15 protein-coding genes are annotated in these 15,978 nt (G+C 60.4%); 2 read left to right on the top strand and 13 right to left on the bottom strand.

The genetic code is table 11. From position 1 onward, the window contains the following. Positions 1–30 precede the first annotated feature (30 nt). The 7 genes from ACR0KM_RS14475 to purC all read right to left on the bottom strand — a co-directional run bounded on the left by ACR0KM_RS14475 (position 31) and on the right by purC (position 9,248). Positions 31–2,766: an Rne/Rng family ribonuclease gene (locus tag ACR0KM_RS14475; RefSeq protein ID WP_480859432.1), complete on the bottom strand. Its 2,736-nt coding sequence runs from the start codon at positions 2,764–2,766 to the stop codon at positions 31–33. 506 nt (positions 2,767–3,272) lie between these two features. Continuing rightward, the gene (locus ACR0KM_RS14470) at positions 3,273–4,607 is read right to left on the bottom strand and encodes a sigma-54-dependent transcriptional regulator (RefSeq protein WP_480822095.1); all 1,335 of its coding nucleotides are present in this window, start codon (positions 4,605–4,607) and stop codon (positions 3,273–3,275) included. Positions 4,608–4,618: 11 nt separating this feature from the next. Further along, positions 4,619–6,337: a sensor histidine kinase gene (locus tag ACR0KM_RS14465; protein ID WP_480859533.1), complete on the bottom strand. Its 1,719-nt coding sequence runs from the start codon at positions 6,335–6,337 to the stop codon at positions 4,619–4,621. A 96-nt stretch (positions 6,338–6,433) separates the two neighbouring features. After that, positions 6,434–7,102: a phosphoribosylformylglycinamidine synthase subunit PurQ gene (gene purQ, locus ACR0KM_RS14460; RefSeq protein WP_480859434.1), complete on the bottom strand. Its 669-nt coding sequence runs from the start codon at positions 7,100–7,102 to the stop codon at positions 6,434–6,436. Between the two features lie 11 nt (positions 7,103–7,113). Then, positions 7,114–8,157: a zinc-dependent alcohol dehydrogenase family protein gene (locus tag ACR0KM_RS14455; protein WP_480859436.1), complete on the bottom strand. Its 1,044-nt coding sequence runs from the start codon at positions 8,155–8,157 to the stop codon at positions 7,114–7,116. Positions 8,158–8,162: 5 nt separating this feature from the next. Further along, complete coding sequence (gene purS, locus ACR0KM_RS14450) at positions 8,163–8,393, bottom strand: phosphoribosylformylglycinamidine synthase subunit PurS (RefSeq protein ID WP_480822091.1); 231 nt, start codon at positions 8,391–8,393, stop codon at positions 8,163–8,165. 99 nt (positions 8,394–8,492) lie between these two features. Next, positions 8,493–9,248 (bottom strand): phosphoribosylaminoimidazolesuccinocarboxamide synthase, encoded by a 756-nt coding sequence (gene purC / locus ACR0KM_RS14445; protein ID WP_480859438.1) that lies wholly within the window; start codon positions 9,246–9,248, stop codon positions 8,493–8,495. Between the two features lie 186 nt (positions 9,249–9,434). Here purC and ACR0KM_RS14440 point away from each other — a divergent pair, with 186 nt between their 5' ends. Beyond that, the gene (locus ACR0KM_RS14440) at positions 9,435–9,755 is read left to right on the top strand and encodes a DUF1476 domain-containing protein (RefSeq protein WP_480822090.1); all 321 of its coding nucleotides are present in this window, start codon (positions 9,435–9,437) and stop codon (positions 9,753–9,755) included. 122 nt (positions 9,756–9,877) lie between these two features. Beyond that, positions 9,878–10,891, top strand: a complete 1,014-nt coding sequence (bmt, locus tag ACR0KM_RS14435) for a betaine--homocysteine S-methyltransferase (RefSeq protein WP_480859439.1) — start codon at positions 9,878–9,880, stop codon at positions 10,889–10,891. Between the two features lie 8 nt (positions 10,892–10,899). Here the strand turns inward: bmt and ACR0KM_RS14430 are convergent, their stop codons facing one another. The 6 genes from ACR0KM_RS14430 to ccmE all read right to left on the bottom strand — a co-directional run bounded on the left by ACR0KM_RS14430 (position 10,900) and on the right by ccmE (position 15,976). Then, on the bottom strand, positions 10,900–11,676 hold the full coding sequence (locus ACR0KM_RS14430) for an enoyl-CoA hydratase-related protein (protein WP_480859441.1): 777 nt from the start codon (positions 11,674–11,676) through the stop codon (positions 10,900–10,902). 72 nt (positions 11,677–11,748) lie between these two features. Next, complete coding sequence (locus ACR0KM_RS14425) at positions 11,749–12,204, bottom strand: cytochrome c-type biogenesis protein (RefSeq protein WP_480822086.1); 456 nt, start codon at positions 12,202–12,204, stop codon at positions 11,749–11,751. Continuing rightward, entirely contained in the window at positions 12,201–14,165 is a 1,965-nt protein-coding gene (locus ACR0KM_RS14420) for a heme lyase CcmF/NrfE family subunit (RefSeq protein ID WP_480822417.1), read from the bottom strand. The genes ACR0KM_RS14425 and ACR0KM_RS14420 overlap by 4 nt, the downstream gene beginning before the upstream one ends. A 74-nt stretch (positions 14,166–14,239) precedes the next feature. After that, entirely contained in the window at positions 14,240–14,779 is a 540-nt protein-coding gene (locus tag ACR0KM_RS14415) for a holin family protein (protein ID WP_480859443.1), read from the bottom strand. After that, positions 14,770–15,381 (bottom strand): holin-associated N-acetylmuramidase, encoded by a 612-nt coding sequence (locus ACR0KM_RS14410; RefSeq protein WP_480859445.1) that lies wholly within the window; start codon positions 15,379–15,381, stop codon positions 14,770–14,772. The genes ACR0KM_RS14415 and ACR0KM_RS14410 overlap by 10 nt, the downstream gene beginning before the upstream one ends. Before the next feature lie 148 nt (positions 15,382–15,529). After that, positions 15,530–15,976 (bottom strand): cytochrome c maturation protein CcmE, encoded by a 447-nt coding sequence (gene ccmE / locus ACR0KM_RS14405; protein WP_480822080.1) that lies wholly within the window; start codon positions 15,974–15,976, stop codon positions 15,530–15,532. Positions 15,977–15,978: the final 2 nt, after the last annotated feature.

Genomic DNA, 15,978 nt, shown 5'->3' with positions numbered 1-15,978 from the left:
AAGCCGGGCCAGTTGGCCCGCCTTTTTTGATTACTGACCCAAGGACCACCAACCCCGCCGTTTTGGCTTGGCCGGAGCAGGCTCGGCCTCTTCCGCAACAGTCTCAAGTACGGGCTCGGGCGTTGCTTCGGTTTCGGGCTCGGCCTCAGGAGCAGCTTCCTCCGTGGTCTCAGGTTCGTCTGCGTCCTCTGCAGAGTTCTCTGCAACATCCGTTTCCGCCGCTGTAGCATCCGGCGATGCGTCTGCCTCCGCCGCAGGCGCAACCTCGGTCTCAGAGACCTCGGCAGCTGGTTCTTCAGCGCTCACTTCAGGAGCCTCGGTGGAGGTCGGTTCAACCTCGGCGACCTGAGCGGTTTCGGCAGCAGCCTGAGTTTCTTCCGCAGCTTCCGCCTCAACATCTTTCTTGCGACGACGGGGTGCACGACGCTTCTTGGGCTTGTCCGCTTTCTCGGCCTCTTCCGCTGCGTCCGCAGGCTCGGCCGCTGTCGAATCGTCGCTGGCCTCGACCTCGGCCGCAGCCTCAGGCGCGTCCTCTGCGGCGGCTTCCGCCTCAACTGCGGCCGCGTTCTTCTTCCGACGACGCCGACGCCGCTTGCGCTTGGGCTTCGCCTCCTCATCTGCCTGCACGGGGGTCTCTTCGGCAGGCGCCTCGTCTTCCGACGCATCGACCATATCCATCAGCGATGCATCAACCGAAACCACCGGAGCAGTTGCCTCGGGCACCACACGGCTGGCGGTCTTGAACTTCTCCATCGAGAAATCGGGGCTGACTAGATGCACATCCCCTTCGATCCGCACCGACAGGCCATAGCGCGCCTCGATCTGTGCGATATGTTCCCGCTTCTGGTTCATCAGGAAGTTGGCAATGCTAACCGGGCAGCGCACCAGTACCTCTCGTGAGCGGCGGCGGGTGCCTTCCTCTTCGATCTGGCGCAGGATCGACAGCGCCATGTTGTCGTCCGAACGGATCAGCCCCGTACCATGACAGGCCGGGCACGGCTGCGTCGTCGCTTCGATCATACCGGGGCGCAGACGCTGGCGGCTCATCTCAAGCAGGCCAAATCCAGAGATTCGACCAACCTGAATGCGGGCACGATCTGTTTTCAGCTTGTCTTTGAGACGCTTTTCGACGGCTGCGTTGTTCTTACGCTCATCCATATCGATGAAGTCAATGACGATCAGTCCGGCAAGGTCACGCAGACGCAACTGGCGCGCCACCTCCTCGGCGGCCTCCAGGTTGGTCTTCAACGCGGTCTCTTCAATCGAGCCTTCCTTGGTTGCCCGGCCCGAGTTCACGTCGATCGCCACAAGCGCCTCGGTCACACCGATCACGATATAACCGCCGGATTTCAGCTGCACGGTCGGGTTGAACATCCCCGCCAGATAGCTTTCCACCTGATAGCGCGCGAACAGAGGCAGCGCGTCTTCATACCGTTTCACGTTCTTGGCGTGCGACGGCATGATCATTTTCATGAAGTCTTTGGCGATGCGATACCCGCCTTCGCCTTCAACCAGAACCTCATCGATATCGCGGTTATAAAGATCACGGATCGATCGTTTGATCAGGTCGCCTTCTTCATAGATCTTCGCGGGCGCAATGGATTGCAGAGTCAGTTCGCGAATCTGCTCCCACATGCGCTGCAGGTATTCATAGTCGCGCTTGATCTCAGATTTCGTCCGTTTCGCCCCTGCGGTGCGGACGATTAGGCCCGCACCAGTCGGTACATCGATTTCCGAGGCGATATCCTTAAGCTTCTTCCGATCCGCTGCGTTGGTGATCTTGCGGCTGATCCCGCCACCCCGCGCCGTGTTCGGCATCAATACGCAGTACCGACCCGCCAGCGACAGGTAAGTGGTCAGCGCCGCACCCTTGTTGCCACGCTCTTCCTTGACGACCTGCACCAGCAAAACCTGGCGCACTTTGATGACTTCCTGAATCTTATACCGACGCGGGCGCGGTTTGCGCGGAGGGCGAATGTCCTCGCTGTCATCATCATCGGCCACGGATTCGATTGTGTCATCCTTCGCGGCCGCATCTGCACCCTTGCTCTCGACGTCATCCTCTGCGTCGGGCTCATCATCAGAGGCTTCGGCCTCTTCCTGTTCAGGTTTGGCGTCAGCCGCATCCACATCCGCAGCCTCGTCCTCAGAGCCTTCTGCTGTTTCGGACGCCTCATGCGCTTCCGCTGGCGGCGCCACTTCTTCCGAGGCGTCCTCTTCGGCGGCCGTTACATCCCCCTCCTCGGGCTCTTCCACGGGCGTCTCTGCAACAATCTCCATCGGAGAGGTCCCCTCGGGTACCTCTGCCTCATCACCATCATCCAGATCGATGGTTTCCATGCCAGTGGGTTCGGACGAAACCTCCAGCGTCTCCACCGGATCGTCCGATTTTACATCGGCAGCCTTCGACCGCGACCGCGAGCGACGCTTTTTGGGCTTTGCTTCCTCGGCCTCGTCACGCGCCTTCATCGCCTCGGCATACGCGCGCTCTTCCTCCATCAGCGCCTCACGGTCGGCGACGGGGATCTGATAATAGTCGGGGTGAATCTCGGAAAACGCCAGAAACCCGTGCCGGTTCCCGCCATAATCCACAAAGGCCGCCTGCAGCGACGGCTCGACCCGCGTTACTTTTGCAAGATAGATGTTGCCAGCAAGCTGGCGTTTGTTTTCGGATTCAAAGTCAAACTCCTCAACCTTGTTTCCGTCGACCACCACGACGCGGGTTTCCTCCGCGTGGGTGGCATCGATAAGCATTTTCTTAGCCATGTGTCCTTGGTGCACCGCGCCAAACGCGTTGTCCTGACCCGTCCAGGCGGACAGGCGCTTTTGCCGGGGTGTCTTGTACGGGCGATATCGGACGGCGCGCGGCAGGGTCTGGCGCTTTGGCCCCCTGCCCGTATACTCAATCGTTGCGCGCGCGTCATCGCGGTTCTTCTCCGACAGGCCCGTCTGAACGCGGCCCGCCCATTTATTCCTTTCGCCCTTGCAAAGGGCTCAGGCGTTCATCTGCCCCAAGCGGGGCACAATCGGTCTGCCGCGCCGCGCGGGATCAATCCTCACCATCAGCTCAGCAGCGAAACTCAAAATACGGGGCTTGCAGGCTCAAAATGCCATGCCCGTCCGCTCACATTAAAAGCAGTCCTGTGGAAAAGACAATGGGCAAACTGCACGACGCCGAAATCAGGTGCCACGCGATCTCTTCATCTGGCCATAAATATCCCGGGGGTGAATTGGCCCAACGGGCCGAGAGGGGGCTGGCCCCCTTTCTGCCCTCAAAGGTAATCCGAACGTTGAAGCCCGTATTTGGCCATCTTCTCGTTCAGTGTCCGGCGCGGCAGGCACAGCTCGTCCATCACAGATGCGATCGAACCCTTGTGACGCCGCATCGTATTGTCGATCAGCATCCGCTCGAATGCCTCGACATACTCTTTCAACGGCTTACCCTCAGTGGTCATCACCGGCTGCATCTCTTCATGATCCGACATCAGCAACGAGGCAATCGTCCCCGACCCACGCCGGGACTGCAGTACGGCGCGTTCCGCGATATTAATCAACTGCCGCACATTGCCCGGCCATGGAGCCTGCAACAGCTGCGCCGCTTCCTGCGCACTGACCTGCGGCGCATCACAGCCGTATTCTTCGGCAAACTGCTCGCTCAGACGGGTGAACAGGGTCAGAATATCCTCACCTCGCTGGCGCAGCGGAGGCATGGTGATCCGCAAAGCCGCCAAACGATAAAACAGATCCGGGCGCAGAACATCCTCGGACGTCTTGCCCGCTTCCTGCAGGTTCGAAATCGCCACGATGCGGGTCTCCGCCGGGGTGCCCTGCTCGTTCATCACGCTCAGCAGACGGGCCTGCAGCGTGTCGCTCAGCGCCTCAACATCTTCCAGCACAAGCGTGCCGCCGCGCGCCTCTTCGATGGCGGGCAGCTGCGTGTCCTCGGGCAGCATCGGGCCAAACAAGCGCTTCGACAGCGCCTCTTCTTCCAGCGCCGCGCAGGAGACCAGAACAAACTTCTTTCCGGCCCGGCTGCCCACAGCGTGCAAAGCATGCGCCACCAGAGTCTTGCCTGTACCCGTCTCGCCGTCGATCAGAACATGACCATCCGCCTGCCCCAGATCCAGGATATCTTCGCGCAGACGCTCCATGACCGGGCTCGCGCCGATAAGCTTATTCATGATCTGGGTGCCGCCCGACAGCTCACGCCGAAGCGCGCGGTTATCCAGTGTCAAACGCCGTGCATTGCTGGCACGTTTGGCCAGTTCCGACATCCGGTCGGGGTTGAAGGGTTTTTCAAGGAAATCAAACGCCCCGACCCGCATCGCTTCAACCGCCATTGGCACGTCGCCGTGCCCAGTGATCATGATGACGGGCAGCGTACTGTCGGCTCCCATCAGCTTTTTCAGCAGCTGAATGCCATCCATGCCCGGCATCTTGATGTCGGAAATCACGATCCCAGGATAATCCGGCCCGAGCACCTTCAGCGCGTCCTCGGCGCTGGCAAAGGTCTCGGTGTCGTAGCCAGACAGGGCCAGCCACTGACTGATCGACTGGCGCATGTCCTGTTCATCATCAACGATGGCGATTTTCATGGCCTGTGCCATAGTCACTTCCTTTACTCCGCGGCCTCAAGGCCGTCGCTGCCCAATATGGGCAATTGCATCTCAAACACCGCGCCGCCCTGTTGGCCGTTGCGCGCGGTCAGCCGTCCGCCATGGTCGTTCACGATCCCGGACGAGATGGCAAGCCCCAGACCAACCCCATCGCCCGGACGCTTGGTCGTATAGAACGGCTCGAACAGGTTCTCGATATCCTCAATACCGTGCCCATTGTCGCGCACGGTCAGAATCGCGGTCTCGCCTGCGGCGAGAATGATCTCGACATCCGGCTCTGCCACAGATTTGGTGGCGTCCAGCGCATTGCGCAAGAGATTGACCATCACCTGTTCGATGCGCATCCGATCTCCCATCACTATAACAGGTTCTTCGGGCAGAATCTGGGTAATCTTCACATGGCGCTGGCGCAATTGCGGCTCCATCATCGACAGGCTGGACCCCAGCGCTTCGCCAAGATTTACAGGCGAAAACGCATCCGCACCCTTACGGGCATAGGATTTCAGCTGGCGGGTGATCGCGCCCATACGCTCGATCAGCCCGTCGATGCGGCCAAAGCTGGCCAGCGCCTCTTCGGGCCGATTGCGGCGCAGCAGAAGACGTGCCCCGGCGAGATAGGTTTTCATCGCGGCCAGCGGTTGGTTCAACTCGTGACTGACCGCGGCCGACATCTCACCCAGCGCCGCCAATTTCGAGCTTTGCGCAAGGGTCTGCTCAGCGACTTCCAGCGTCTTTTCAACGCGTTCCCGCTCAGCAATTTCCCGCTGCAGCCTGACATTCAATGCGCGAAGCTCCGCCGACTCGCGCTGGAATAAGGTCATACGCGACGTAGCCCGGCGGCTGAGCGCATAGAAAGCCAGCGCAAGAAGAATCGCAAAGGCCATGATCTCGAGCGCCAGAACACTGTTCACCCTCTCGCGGATCGACGAATAGGTGGTGAACGAGGTCATCTGCCATCCCCGGAACGGTATCCGGGTCTCCATCCGCATCACGGCCTCGCCCTGCACATAGGCATCAGGTGGCAGGGCGTTCCAGTCCGTCGTCGCCCTGATCGCGCGCTGAATGGCATTCTGTGGCGGTTGGCGCAGAATGGCGCTGCTTTCATCCAGACCACGCCACTGCGGCTCGGTTGACAGAATGATGGTACCGGTACTGTCCGTGACCATCACAGCATCCGATATCCCGGCCCAGGCTCTTTCGAATTTCTGCAGATCCACCTCGACCACGATCACCCCCAGGATTTCGGCATTGGCCTCGATCCTGCGTGAATATGTAAAGCTGTAGCCGCCTGCCTCGCGGGGGATCACCGAAAAGATCGTTGCGTTCGAGCGCATGGCGTCGATGAAATACGGAGAGCTTCGGTGCCCCTCGCCCAAACGGTTCCGGTCGGTAGCAGCGACCGTCAGGCCATCTCCGTCCAGCAGAACAAGCGATGCTGCGCCGATTTCTTCAACAAACGAGATCAGGCGCTGGGTCGACAACGTATAATCGCTGGACTGCAGCGCCGAGATCAGCGTGGGATCGCGCGCCAGCAACTGCGGCACAATCGAATTTCGCCGCAATTCGCTCAGCAAGTTCCCGGAATAAAGCGCCAGGCGCAATTCCGCCCGGTTGCGCGTCGATTCCGTGAACCGGCTGGTCAGAAGGCTGTTGGTGATCCAGACCGTTGCGACGGTTGCAATCAACAGCAGGAACACGGCAAGCCGCAAGCGCCAGCCCATAGGCGAGCCACGCAACCAGCTTAGTACTCCGGCGTTGTCAGCTTGATCTTCCGCACTCATGTACTGACGCTACGCGCCCTGACCGATCACCTCAAGTCACGCTGGCGCCAACACTCCGGCCAATGCGCGGAAGAGCGCCGTCCCGTCCGTGCCGCCATGGCCTGAATCCGCCGCCCGTTCCGGGTGCGGCATCATCCCCAACACGCGCCGGTTGTGCGACAAAATCCCAGCAATATCTTCGCGCGAACCGTTGGGGTTTTCGGCGTAGGTGAAGGCGATCCGATCCTCATCCTTCAGCGCCGCAAGCGTCTCGTCATCGGCGAAGTAATTGCCGTCGTGATGCGCGATCGGGATGTCGATCACATCGCCCGCATTGTAGCCTTCGGTAAAGGCGCTGTCGCTGGTTTCCACCTTAAGGCCCACGGTGCGGCAGATGTATTTCAGTCCTGCATTACGCAGCAGCGCGCCCGGCAGGATGCCCGTCTCGGTCAGGACCTGAAAACCGTTGCAGATCCCGACGGCATAGCCGCCACGCTCGGTATGGGCGGACAGCGCCTTGCAGATCGGCGACTGCGCGGCAATCGCACCACAGCGCAGGTAGTCGCCATAAGAAAACCCGCCCGGTACACCGACGATGTCAACACCATCCGGCAGCGCGGCATCTTTGTGCCAGACCATATCTACCGAGAACCCGGCCTGTTCAAATGCAACGGCAAGATCACGGTCACAGTTGGACCCGGGGAATACGATGACGGCTGCGCGCATGGCGGACCCTCCTACGAGCTAAAGTCGGTGATAACAGCAACACCCGGAGGCGTTGGATTGTCAAAGGCGGCAAGCTCGACGCTTGCCTGGTTCAGTGTGATTTTTCGCGTCACAAGCGGGCTCAGATCGACGCTGCCACCCGCAATCAGCGACAGCAGCGACGGATAGCGCCAGCTTGGCATCCCGCGCGTGCCGAACACGGAAAGCTGCCCGGAATACAGCGCATCCATCGGCAGCGACATGGTGGTGTGATCGCCCGCAGGCATCCCGATCTGGACCATACGACCCAGCTTGCGCAGCGATTTCATGGCCGAGACCGTCGTGACCTCGATCCCCAGCGCCTCGATCGCCACATGCGCACCGCCGCCGGTCAGGTCGCGGACGGCCTGCGGCGCATCGCAGGTGGCCGCGTTGACCACCGCATCAGCGCCGAGGCTTTTGGCATAGGCCAGCTTGTCATCGGCGATATCCACGACAACAACCCGCGCACCAAGCGCCTTGCCCAGCAGCAAGGTCGAGATACCGACACCGCCGCCGCCGAACACAGCCAACCATTCACCGCCCTGCACCTGAGCCCGCCCGACCAGAGCCTGCCACGCCGTGGTCACACGGCATCCCAAGGCCGCGGCAATTTCCGGGGCCAGAGTATCGGGCAGAGCGGTCAGGTTCGCATCCGCATGGGCAACCGCGATGAATTCGGCAAAGGCGCCGTCGCAGGTAAAGCCCGGCACCACCTGATCGGCGCAGATGGTCTGATGCCCCTGCGCACAATCCGGGCAATGACCGCAGGCCAGAATGAACGGAGCAATCACCCGGTCACCGATACGCCAGCGTCTGACGCGGCTGCCAACGGCAACCACTTCGCCGCAATATTCATGGCCCGGTGTCATGGGCAGAACCACGTCGGGGTCCGAGCCGGACCATGCGTGCCAGTCTGATCGGCATACTCCGCAAGCCAGAACCCGGACGACGACGCCGTCTTCTGCCGGTTCCGGGTCGGGAATGGTCGCCACCTCAAGCGGCTGACGATAGGTGATCAGACGTGCAGCCCGCATCAAACTCAGACCAGTTCGATCTCGTAGCGTTCGATGACAGTGTTTGCCAGCAGCTTTTCACACATCGCGGTCACGTCGGCCTCGGTCGCGCCGTCGGACAGTTCCAGATCAATCACCTTGCCCTGGCGCACACCTTCAACCTGATCGAAGCCCATCGCGCCCAACGCGTGACGCACCGCCTCGCCCTGCGGATCCAGAACCCCGTTCTTGAGCATCACATGCACACGTGCCTTCATGGTCGAAAACTCCAGTCATGGACCGCCTGCGGCCCGTTTCGTTGCGCGCGGGATACCCCGCTTGCGCGTGTCGGACAACCCCGCCGGGCAGCGGCAAGGTCAGTTGATCAGCGTCGGCTTGGTGACGTTGCTTTTGGGCAGAACGCCAAGCCGGCGGGCGACCTCGGAATAGGCGTCGGTCAGACTGCCCAGATCGCGGCGGAACACGTCCTTGTCCAGCTTCTGACCGGTTTCGATATCCCACAGGCGGCAGCTGTCGGGGCTGATTTCGTCGGCCACGATCAGGCGCTGATAGTCGCCGTCGAAAACACGGCCGATCTCGATCTTGAAATCGACCAGACGGATGCCGACGGCCAGCATCACACCGCTCATGAAATCATTGACGCGCAGCGCGAGACTGAGGATATCGTCCATGTCCTGCTGGCTGGCCCAGCCAAAGGCCGCGATGTGTTCCTCGGTCACCAGTGGGTCACCCAGAGCGTCGTCCTTATAGCAATATTCCACGATCGGGCGCGGCAATTGCGTCCCTTCGGCAATACCCAGACGTTTCGACATCGATCCGGCGGCATAGTTGCGCACGATCACTTCCAGCGGCACGATCTCGCAGTTGCGGACCAGTTGCTCGCGCATGTTCAGGCGGCGGATGAAGTGGTTCGGGATGCCGATCTGGGTTAGACCGGTCATGAAGAACTCGCTCAGGCGGTTGTTCAGCACACCCTTGCCGTCGATCACGTCTTTCTTCTCGGCGTTGAACGCGGTGGCGTCATCCTTGAAATACTGCACGATGGTGCCCGGTTCGGGGCCTTCATACAGAATCTTGGCCTTACCTTCGTAGATCTTCTTGCGACGCGCCATGAGCGACCTTTCCAGACTGGCGAAAGGGAATGAGTCCCTTCACGTTGGCGCCCTCATAGTGCAAGCCCCGCCTTCCCGCAAGTTCAGCGACCCGAGAGCGTTTGACGCAGCGCAAATACCTTGCGCCCGGGACATCCTATAGTCATATCATCGTGAGAGAAATCCAAGCCAAGGGGTCCCCAACCAATGACCACATTCGACGAACGTGAAGCCGCGTTTGAAAGCAAGTTCGCCCATGACGAGAAAATGCAGTTCATCGCGCGCATGCGCCGCAACCGTTTCATGGCCGTCTGGGCGTCGGCGCTGAAAGGCGAAACCGTAGAACAGGCGCGGCAGTACGGGCAGGAACTGGTGCACACTGACCTGCAGAATGTCAGCGAAGACGATGTTGTCGAGGCGGTCAAAGGCTACCTTGGCGACCTGGCGGATGAGGCCAAAATCCGCGAGAAAATGGCAGAATTGCTTGTCGAAGCAAAGCTTCAGGTCATGTCAGAAGCCGAAGACTGATTGGACGAAATCCAAAACTCATGATCTTCATGAGTTTTATGAGTTTGATTTGACGCCCCGGTCATGAGACACGGGGCGTCTCATATTTGATAGGTCTCGGCCTCATATTTTGGAATACCCCAATGACCAATGCGCTCAGCAAACTTCTGGAAACAACCGATGCAATCCTTGCGGACGGTGCGACCGGCACAAACCTGTTCAACATGGGCCTTCAATCCGGCGACGCACCCGAATTGTGGAACGTCGATGCGTCGGACAAGATCAGGGCGCTTTACCAGGGTTCGGTGGACGCAGGTAGCGATCTGTTTCTGACCAATACCTTTGGCGGCACGGCGGCAAGGTTGAAATTGCACGATGCACAGAACCGCGTGGCCGAGCTGAACCGTATCGGGGCCGCGTTGGGTCGTGAGGTCGCGGATAAGGCAGACCGGCCTGTCGTGGTCGCCGGATCGGTCGGACCTACCGGCGAAATCATGGAGCCCGTCGGCAGCCTGACCCACGCCGAGGCTGTCGAGATGTTTCACGAACAGGCCGATGCCCTGAAAGCAGGTGGCGCTGATGTGTTGTGGCTGGAAACCATAAGTGCGCCGGAAGAGTTCCGCGCCGCTGCCGAGGCCTTTGCCCTGGCCGAAATGCCCTGGTGCGGTACCATGAGCTTTGACACCGCGGGCCGTACCATGATGGGCGTGACGTCTTCGGATCTGGCGATGATCGTCGAGACGCTGCCCAACCCACCCATCGCATTTGGGGCCAATTGCGGCACCGGTGCGTCGGATATTCTGCGCACCATCCTTGGATTTGCCGCGCAAGGCACCGAACGCCCGCTGATCTCCAAGGGCAATGCAGGCATTCCGAAATATGTGGACGGCCATATCCACTATGACGGCACCCCTGCTCTGATGGGGCAATACGCAGCGATGGCGCGGGATTGCGGCGCGACGATCATTGGTGGCTGCTGCGGTACAATGCCTGAACATCTGCGGGAGATGCGTAAGGCTCTGGACACGCGGCCCCGGGGCAATCGTCCGACCCTGGACGAAATCACGCTGGCGCTCGGCCCGTTCACCTCGGCGTCGGACGGCACCGGGGATGATGCCCTGCCCGAACGGCGCACACGTCGCCGTCGCCGGGCCTGAGGCTAGTATCAGCGCCCCTCGAATTTCGCGGGGCGTTTTTCAAGAAAGGCCACGACGCCTTCGGCGAAATCGCGGGTCCGCCCGCATTCGCCTTGCAGATGGGCCTCTGCCGCCAATTGCTGCGGCAATGTCTTATCATATGTCCCACGGATCGCCTGCTTGATCGCCCGGAAGCCCGCCGTCGGGCCATGGGCCAGATAAGCAGCGCGTTTGCGCCAATGGGCGTCAAACTGCTCATCAGGTACCGCTTCCCAGATCAAGCCCCAGTCATCCGCCTGCCGGGCGCTGATCTTGTCGGCAAATAACGCCGCCCCCATCGCCTTGGCAAAGCCCATCTGCCGTGGCATGAACCATGTCCCTCCGGCATCGGGCAAAAGGCCGATCCGTGCGAAAGCCTGCAGGAAATAGGCGCTCTCGGTCGCGATCACGACGTCCGCGCAAAGGGCCAGATTGGCGCCTGCCCCCGCCGCCGGTCCGTTGACCGCAGCTATGGTCGGCACCGGGCAGTCATAGACCGCTTCGAGCATCGGCTCGTATTCATCACGCAACGCACGTTCCAGATCAATCGATCCGGTGCTTGACGCATCGCCCAAATCCTGACCCGAGCAAAATGCAGGCCCTGCACCCGTCAGAACAATCGCGCGGGCCTGACGCGCGGCGTCTTTCATCGCATAGGTGATCTCGGCCCGCATCTGCGTGGTCAGAGCGTTCATCTTTTCGGGCCGGTTCAGCGTCAGAACCGCCAGACCATCAGAAATATCCAGTTGGACCGCTTCGTATTCCATCGAAAACCTCACCTGCGCAGCGTTTTGCGAAACCTTACGCAAATGTGAGCGAAGGAAAAGCGGAACCGCGCGTCAGTCTTCCAGAATTCGACGCAGACGCTCTTGTTCCTCAGCGCTGAGCTGGTCGGCGGGTCCCGTTGCCTGAGCGTGCGACCGCTTGCGCAGAAAGCTCCATCCCATACCTGCCGCGATCAGCAACATGACCGGGCCGGCGAGCCATAGCATCAGATTGGCACCTGTTATTGTGGGTCTGAGCAGCACATATTCGCCATATCGCGCAACGATGAAGTCCACTGCTTCCTGATCGGTGTCCCCGGCCACGAGTCGCTCGCGCAGCAGCAAGCGCAGGTCGCGCGCAAGCTCGGCGTTGCTTTCATCGATGCTTTCGTTGCGGCACACCAGACAGCGCAAACCGGTGCTCAGCTCGCGCGCGCGCTCTTCCAGGACGGGGTCGTCGAGCACTTCGTCAGGTTGGACCGCTAAAAGCGGACTCGCCATCAGCATCAGGATCAGGATCAGGCGTTTCATTCCGCAGGCACCCCGCGCGCAGGTGTCTTACGAGCGCCGGCCGCGACCCGGAAGCGCCGATCCGACAGGCTGAGCAAACCGCCCAGCGACATCAGAATGCAGCCAGCCCAGATCCAGTTGGCCAGCGGCTTGATATAGGTACGCATCACCCAGCCGCCATCCGCTTGCTGATCCCCGATCACCACGTAGAGGTCACGCAGGAACCGATAGTCGATCGCCGCCTCGGTCGTGGGCATCCGGGCCACCGGATAGTCGCGCTTTTCAGGATGCAGCGTCGTGATCGGGCGTCCGTTCAACGAGACGGCCACATCTGCAGTCGTCGAGAAATAATTGGGTCCCTCAACCCGCCGCACGTCCTGCAGGGTTAGTGTGAACTGTCCGACTTCAAACGGTTCACCGGGTTGCGCCACGCGGATATCCTCCACTTCCCACGCGGTGAGACCTGCAATGGCAAACATAGTCACGCCAAGACCAGTATGGGCAACGGCTTTGCCCCAGTCAGCCCCCGGCAGGCGGAACAGGCGCGCAACACTGCCGTTGCGACCCGTGCGGCTCCACAAATCAACGATGGCCCCGAAAGTGATCCAAGCCCCCAAAAACAGGCCTACCGGCCCCAAGGCACTGCGCCCGGTCTGCATCACCCACACGAGTATGGCCAGAGCAACGGCCAGCACAAATGCGTATCGCAACGACCACGCAGCCTTGCCCACCCGACCGCGCTTCCAGGGGATCATGGCGCCGACGGGCAGGACGATCCCAAGCACTACCATGAACGGCGTGAACGCCGCGTTGAAGAAGGGTGGTCCAACCGACAGCTTTCGGTCAAACGCCATCTCGGCCACCATCGGCCAGAGCGTGCCGAAGAACACCACGAAACAGCTAACCGCCAGCAGGATATTGTTCAGTACCAGCGCGCTTTCGCGGCTGACCATCCCAAAGACTCCCTTGGCCTCCATCGCCTGCGCGCGGGCGGCGAAAAGGGTCAAAGCGCCACCAGTGAAAAAGACCAGAATCAACAGGATGAACACCCCACGCTCGGGGTCATTGGCAAAGGCATGAACGGAGGTCAGCAACCCTGAGCGCACGATGAAAGTGCCGATCAGCGAAAAGCCAAACGCGATGATCGCCAGAAGGATGGTCCAGCTTTTCAGCGCCTCGCGCTTTTCAACCACGATGGCCGAATGCAGTAACGCCGCCGCAAGCAACCATGGCATGAAGCTGGCATTTTCGACCGGGTCCCAGAACCAGAAACCGCCCCAGCCAAGCTCATAATACGCCCACCAAGATCCCAGAGCGATGCCGATGGTCAGAAACACCCAGGCCGCCAGTGTCCATGGCCGCACCCAGCGCCCCCATGCAGCATCCACGCGGCCTTCGATCAGGGCAGCCACTGCAAAGCTGAACGCCATGCTCAGCCCCACATAGCCAAGATACAAGAAGGGCGGATGAAAGGCCAAACCGGGATCCTGCAACAAGGGGTTCAGATCGCGCCCGTCGAATGGTGGAACCGGCAACCGGTCAAACGGGTTCGAGGTAAACAGGATAAACGCATAAAACGCCACACCGATCGCCGCCTGAACCGCGAGAACCCGCGCTTTCAGGGTTGGTGGCAACCCGCCTCCGAACACCGCAGCCATCGCCCCGAACAGCGCCACGATCAGTACCCACAGAAGCATCGAACCTTCGTGGTTCCCCCATGTGCCACTGACCTTGTAAAGCATCGGCTTGGCCGAATGGCTGTTCTCGACCACAATCCGCAACGAAAAGTCGGAGGTCGTGAACGCCCAGACCAATGCCGCGAAGGAAAACGCCGTCAGAATGAACTGCGTGATCGCCGCAGGTTCAGCGAAAATCATCCACCCGGTCCAGCGTTTTGAGGCCCCCACAAGGGGAACCACAGTTTGCACAATGGCAACCAGAAAGGCGAGGATCAGTGCGAAGTGGCCAAGCTCTGTAATCATGGCCCATTTATACGCGCAGCTCAGGCCAAGCACCATTCACATTCGCATCGCGCAAACGCACATAGTGTCGCGCCTCAGCGGTCGCGCAGTTCCTTCCACCGATCCAGCGCCGGGTTGTGATCAGGCGCTCTCGTGGTCTGGCTGTCAGCACCTATCGCTTCAAGGGCTTCAAGGTTGGCTAAGACCTCGGGCATTTGCTGCAGGGATCGGCTGATTTCGCGTTGAAAATCCTGCGCCTTCAGCTGATGACGTGCCCCAAAATAAAAAGAGACGATCACGCCAAGCAGCCACCACAATGGCTCGGGCACCAGTACGATTCCCTGCATGCGCGCGGCAAACCAGATCGGATCAACCATCGCCGCGATGAACAGTCCCAGCGTACCCAAAGCCAGTGCCGGGCGCGGCAGCCGATTCACCCCATCCATGAACCGATCAAAACCTCCCTTGTCCGAGGTCTGAAACTCTGCGCCAAACTGACCCATCGTCGCCGCACGCAGCGCAACTGCCCGCTTGGCGCGCGCTTCCGAGTTTTCGCGAAACACCTCAGCCGTTTCGCCAACGACATTTCGACCGCCGCCGAACAACAATCCCAGAATTCCTGAAATCAACCCCACTCCGATACCCTCCGCTGAAACGCGGCATCGCTCAGATGATAGGTGGGCGACACGAACTCTTCGGCGCGCTTGATCCACCCACCCTTCCCGCCTGAGCGCGTCCGTGCGTATTTGCGAAGGGCGGGCTTGCGATCCGCCAGCCGGAAATAATAGTTCCGCCGCGCGATCCCATATGCATCCCGCAGCACATCCGCCTGCGGACGCGCCGCATCCGCGCATGCCCGCGCTGTCTGCGGACCAATGCCACCATCGACGGCCACTTCATACCCCATCTGGCGCAGCAGTTTTTGCAAAATCCGAACCGCATGTGCGCCCGCATTCACATACATATCAAAAACCGATGGCCACAGCGCCTCGGGCAACAACCCTACGCGTGGCTTTTCGAAGTAATACTGCACGAAAACATCGACTGCCTGCGCCTTTGTCAGCGCGTGCACATCGGCATGGCCAACGACCCCATCCCCGGTCAAATCCAGGCCCAAGCGCCGCATGGTGTGGAGGGTCACCCCGTGTTTCGTCGCGCCACCGGGATCGTCGGGGTCATCCACAAACCCGCCTTCCCGCACCACGATTTCTTCTGCGATCTGCCGAACCGTCTGCATCAAACCACCCCTTGTTCAGATGGACCAAACGGTCAGGCAAAGGCGTTAAAACCCCGCCAAAACAAAGGGCGTTGCCCGCCTTAAACGCGCAACGCCCCGCTTGTTCTGTTTAAGTTACCTCCGCCGGAGGCAGGCCGTCCAGCTGTATTCAGCTGTCACCAGCCTCCTGATAAACGCCCTGTTCTTTCAGCGCGTCGACCACTTCTTTCGGCATGTAGGTTTCATCATGTTTGGCAAGAATCTCAGTGGCTTCAAAGACGCCATCCACGTAGCTTCCGGTTCCAACCATCCCCTGATTTTCCGAGAACAGATCAGGCAGCACTCCGGTAAATGCCACGGGCACACTTTCACCCCCGTCAGTCACAATAAAATGCACCGTCTCGCCCTGCCCACGAATGATCGAGCCCTCCTCGACCAGTCCCCCGATCCTAAAGACCTCGGTCGGTTTGGGTGGCTCGGCGATCACCTGGCTGGGCGAGCGGAAAAAGTTTATGCCATCGCGCATCGCGTACCCAATCAATCCCGTCGCCAGCACCAAGGCCACGACAGCCAGCAATATCACCTGAACTCGACGACGTTTCTTGAGCGTTTTCATAC

The organism is Ruegeria sp. G10, from assembly GCF_056533645.1.
Note: the sequence above shows the minus strand (reverse complement) of the source record. Positions and strands in the feature narration are given on the sequence as shown.

What these genes read in the sequence shown, in the direction of transcription:
- ACR0KM_RS14475 (WP_480859432.1), bottom strand. Translation starts at nt 2,766, where the DNA reads ATGGCTAAGAAAATGCTTATCGATGCCACCCACGCGGAGGAAACCCGC.
- ACR0KM_RS14470 (WP_480822095.1), bottom strand. Translation starts at nt 4,607, where the DNA reads ATGGCACAGGCCATGAAAATCGCCATCGTTGATGATGAACAGGACATG.
- ACR0KM_RS14465 (WP_480859533.1), bottom strand. Translation starts at nt 6,337, where the DNA reads ATGGGCTGGCGCTTGCGGCTTGCCGTGTTCCTGCTGTTGATTGCAACC.
- purQ (WP_480859434.1), bottom strand. Translation starts at nt 7,102, where the DNA reads ATGCGCGCAGCCGTCATCGTATTCCCCGGGTCCAACTGTGACCGTGAT.
- ACR0KM_RS14455 (WP_480859436.1), bottom strand. Translation starts at nt 8,157, where the DNA reads ATGCGGGCTGCACGTCTGATCACCTATCGTCAGCCGCTTGAGGTGGCG.
- purS (WP_480822091.1), bottom strand. Translation starts at nt 8,393, where the DNA reads ATGAAGGCACGTGTGCATGTGATGCTCAAGAACGGGGTTCTGGATCCG.
- purC (WP_480859438.1), bottom strand. Translation starts at nt 9,248, where the DNA reads ATGGCGCGTCGCAAGAAGATCTACGAAGGTAAGGCCAAGATTCTGTAT.
- ACR0KM_RS14440 (WP_480822090.1), top strand. Translation starts at nt 9,435, where the DNA reads ATGACCACATTCGACGAACGTGAAGCCGCGTTTGAAAGCAAGTTCGCC.
- bmt (WP_480859439.1), top strand. Translation starts at nt 9,878, where the DNA reads ATGACCAATGCGCTCAGCAAACTTCTGGAAACAACCGATGCAATCCTT.
- ACR0KM_RS14430 (WP_480859441.1), bottom strand. Translation starts at nt 11,676, where the DNA reads ATGGAATACGAAGCGGTCCAACTGGATATTTCTGATGGTCTGGCGGTT.
- ACR0KM_RS14425 (WP_480822086.1), bottom strand. Translation starts at nt 12,204, where the DNA reads ATGAAACGCCTGATCCTGATCCTGATGCTGATGGCGAGTCCGCTTTTA.
- ACR0KM_RS14420 (WP_480822417.1), bottom strand. Translation starts at nt 14,165, where the DNA reads ATGATTACAGAGCTTGGCCACTTCGCACTGATCCTCGCCTTTCTGGTT.
- ACR0KM_RS14410 (WP_480859445.1), bottom strand. Translation starts at nt 15,381, where the DNA reads ATGCAGACGGTTCGGCAGATCGCAGAAGAAATCGTGGTGCGGGAAGGC.
- ccmE (WP_480822080.1), bottom strand. Translation starts at nt 15,976, where the DNA reads ATGAAAACGCTCAAGAAACGTCGTCGAGTTCAGGTGATATTGCTGGCT.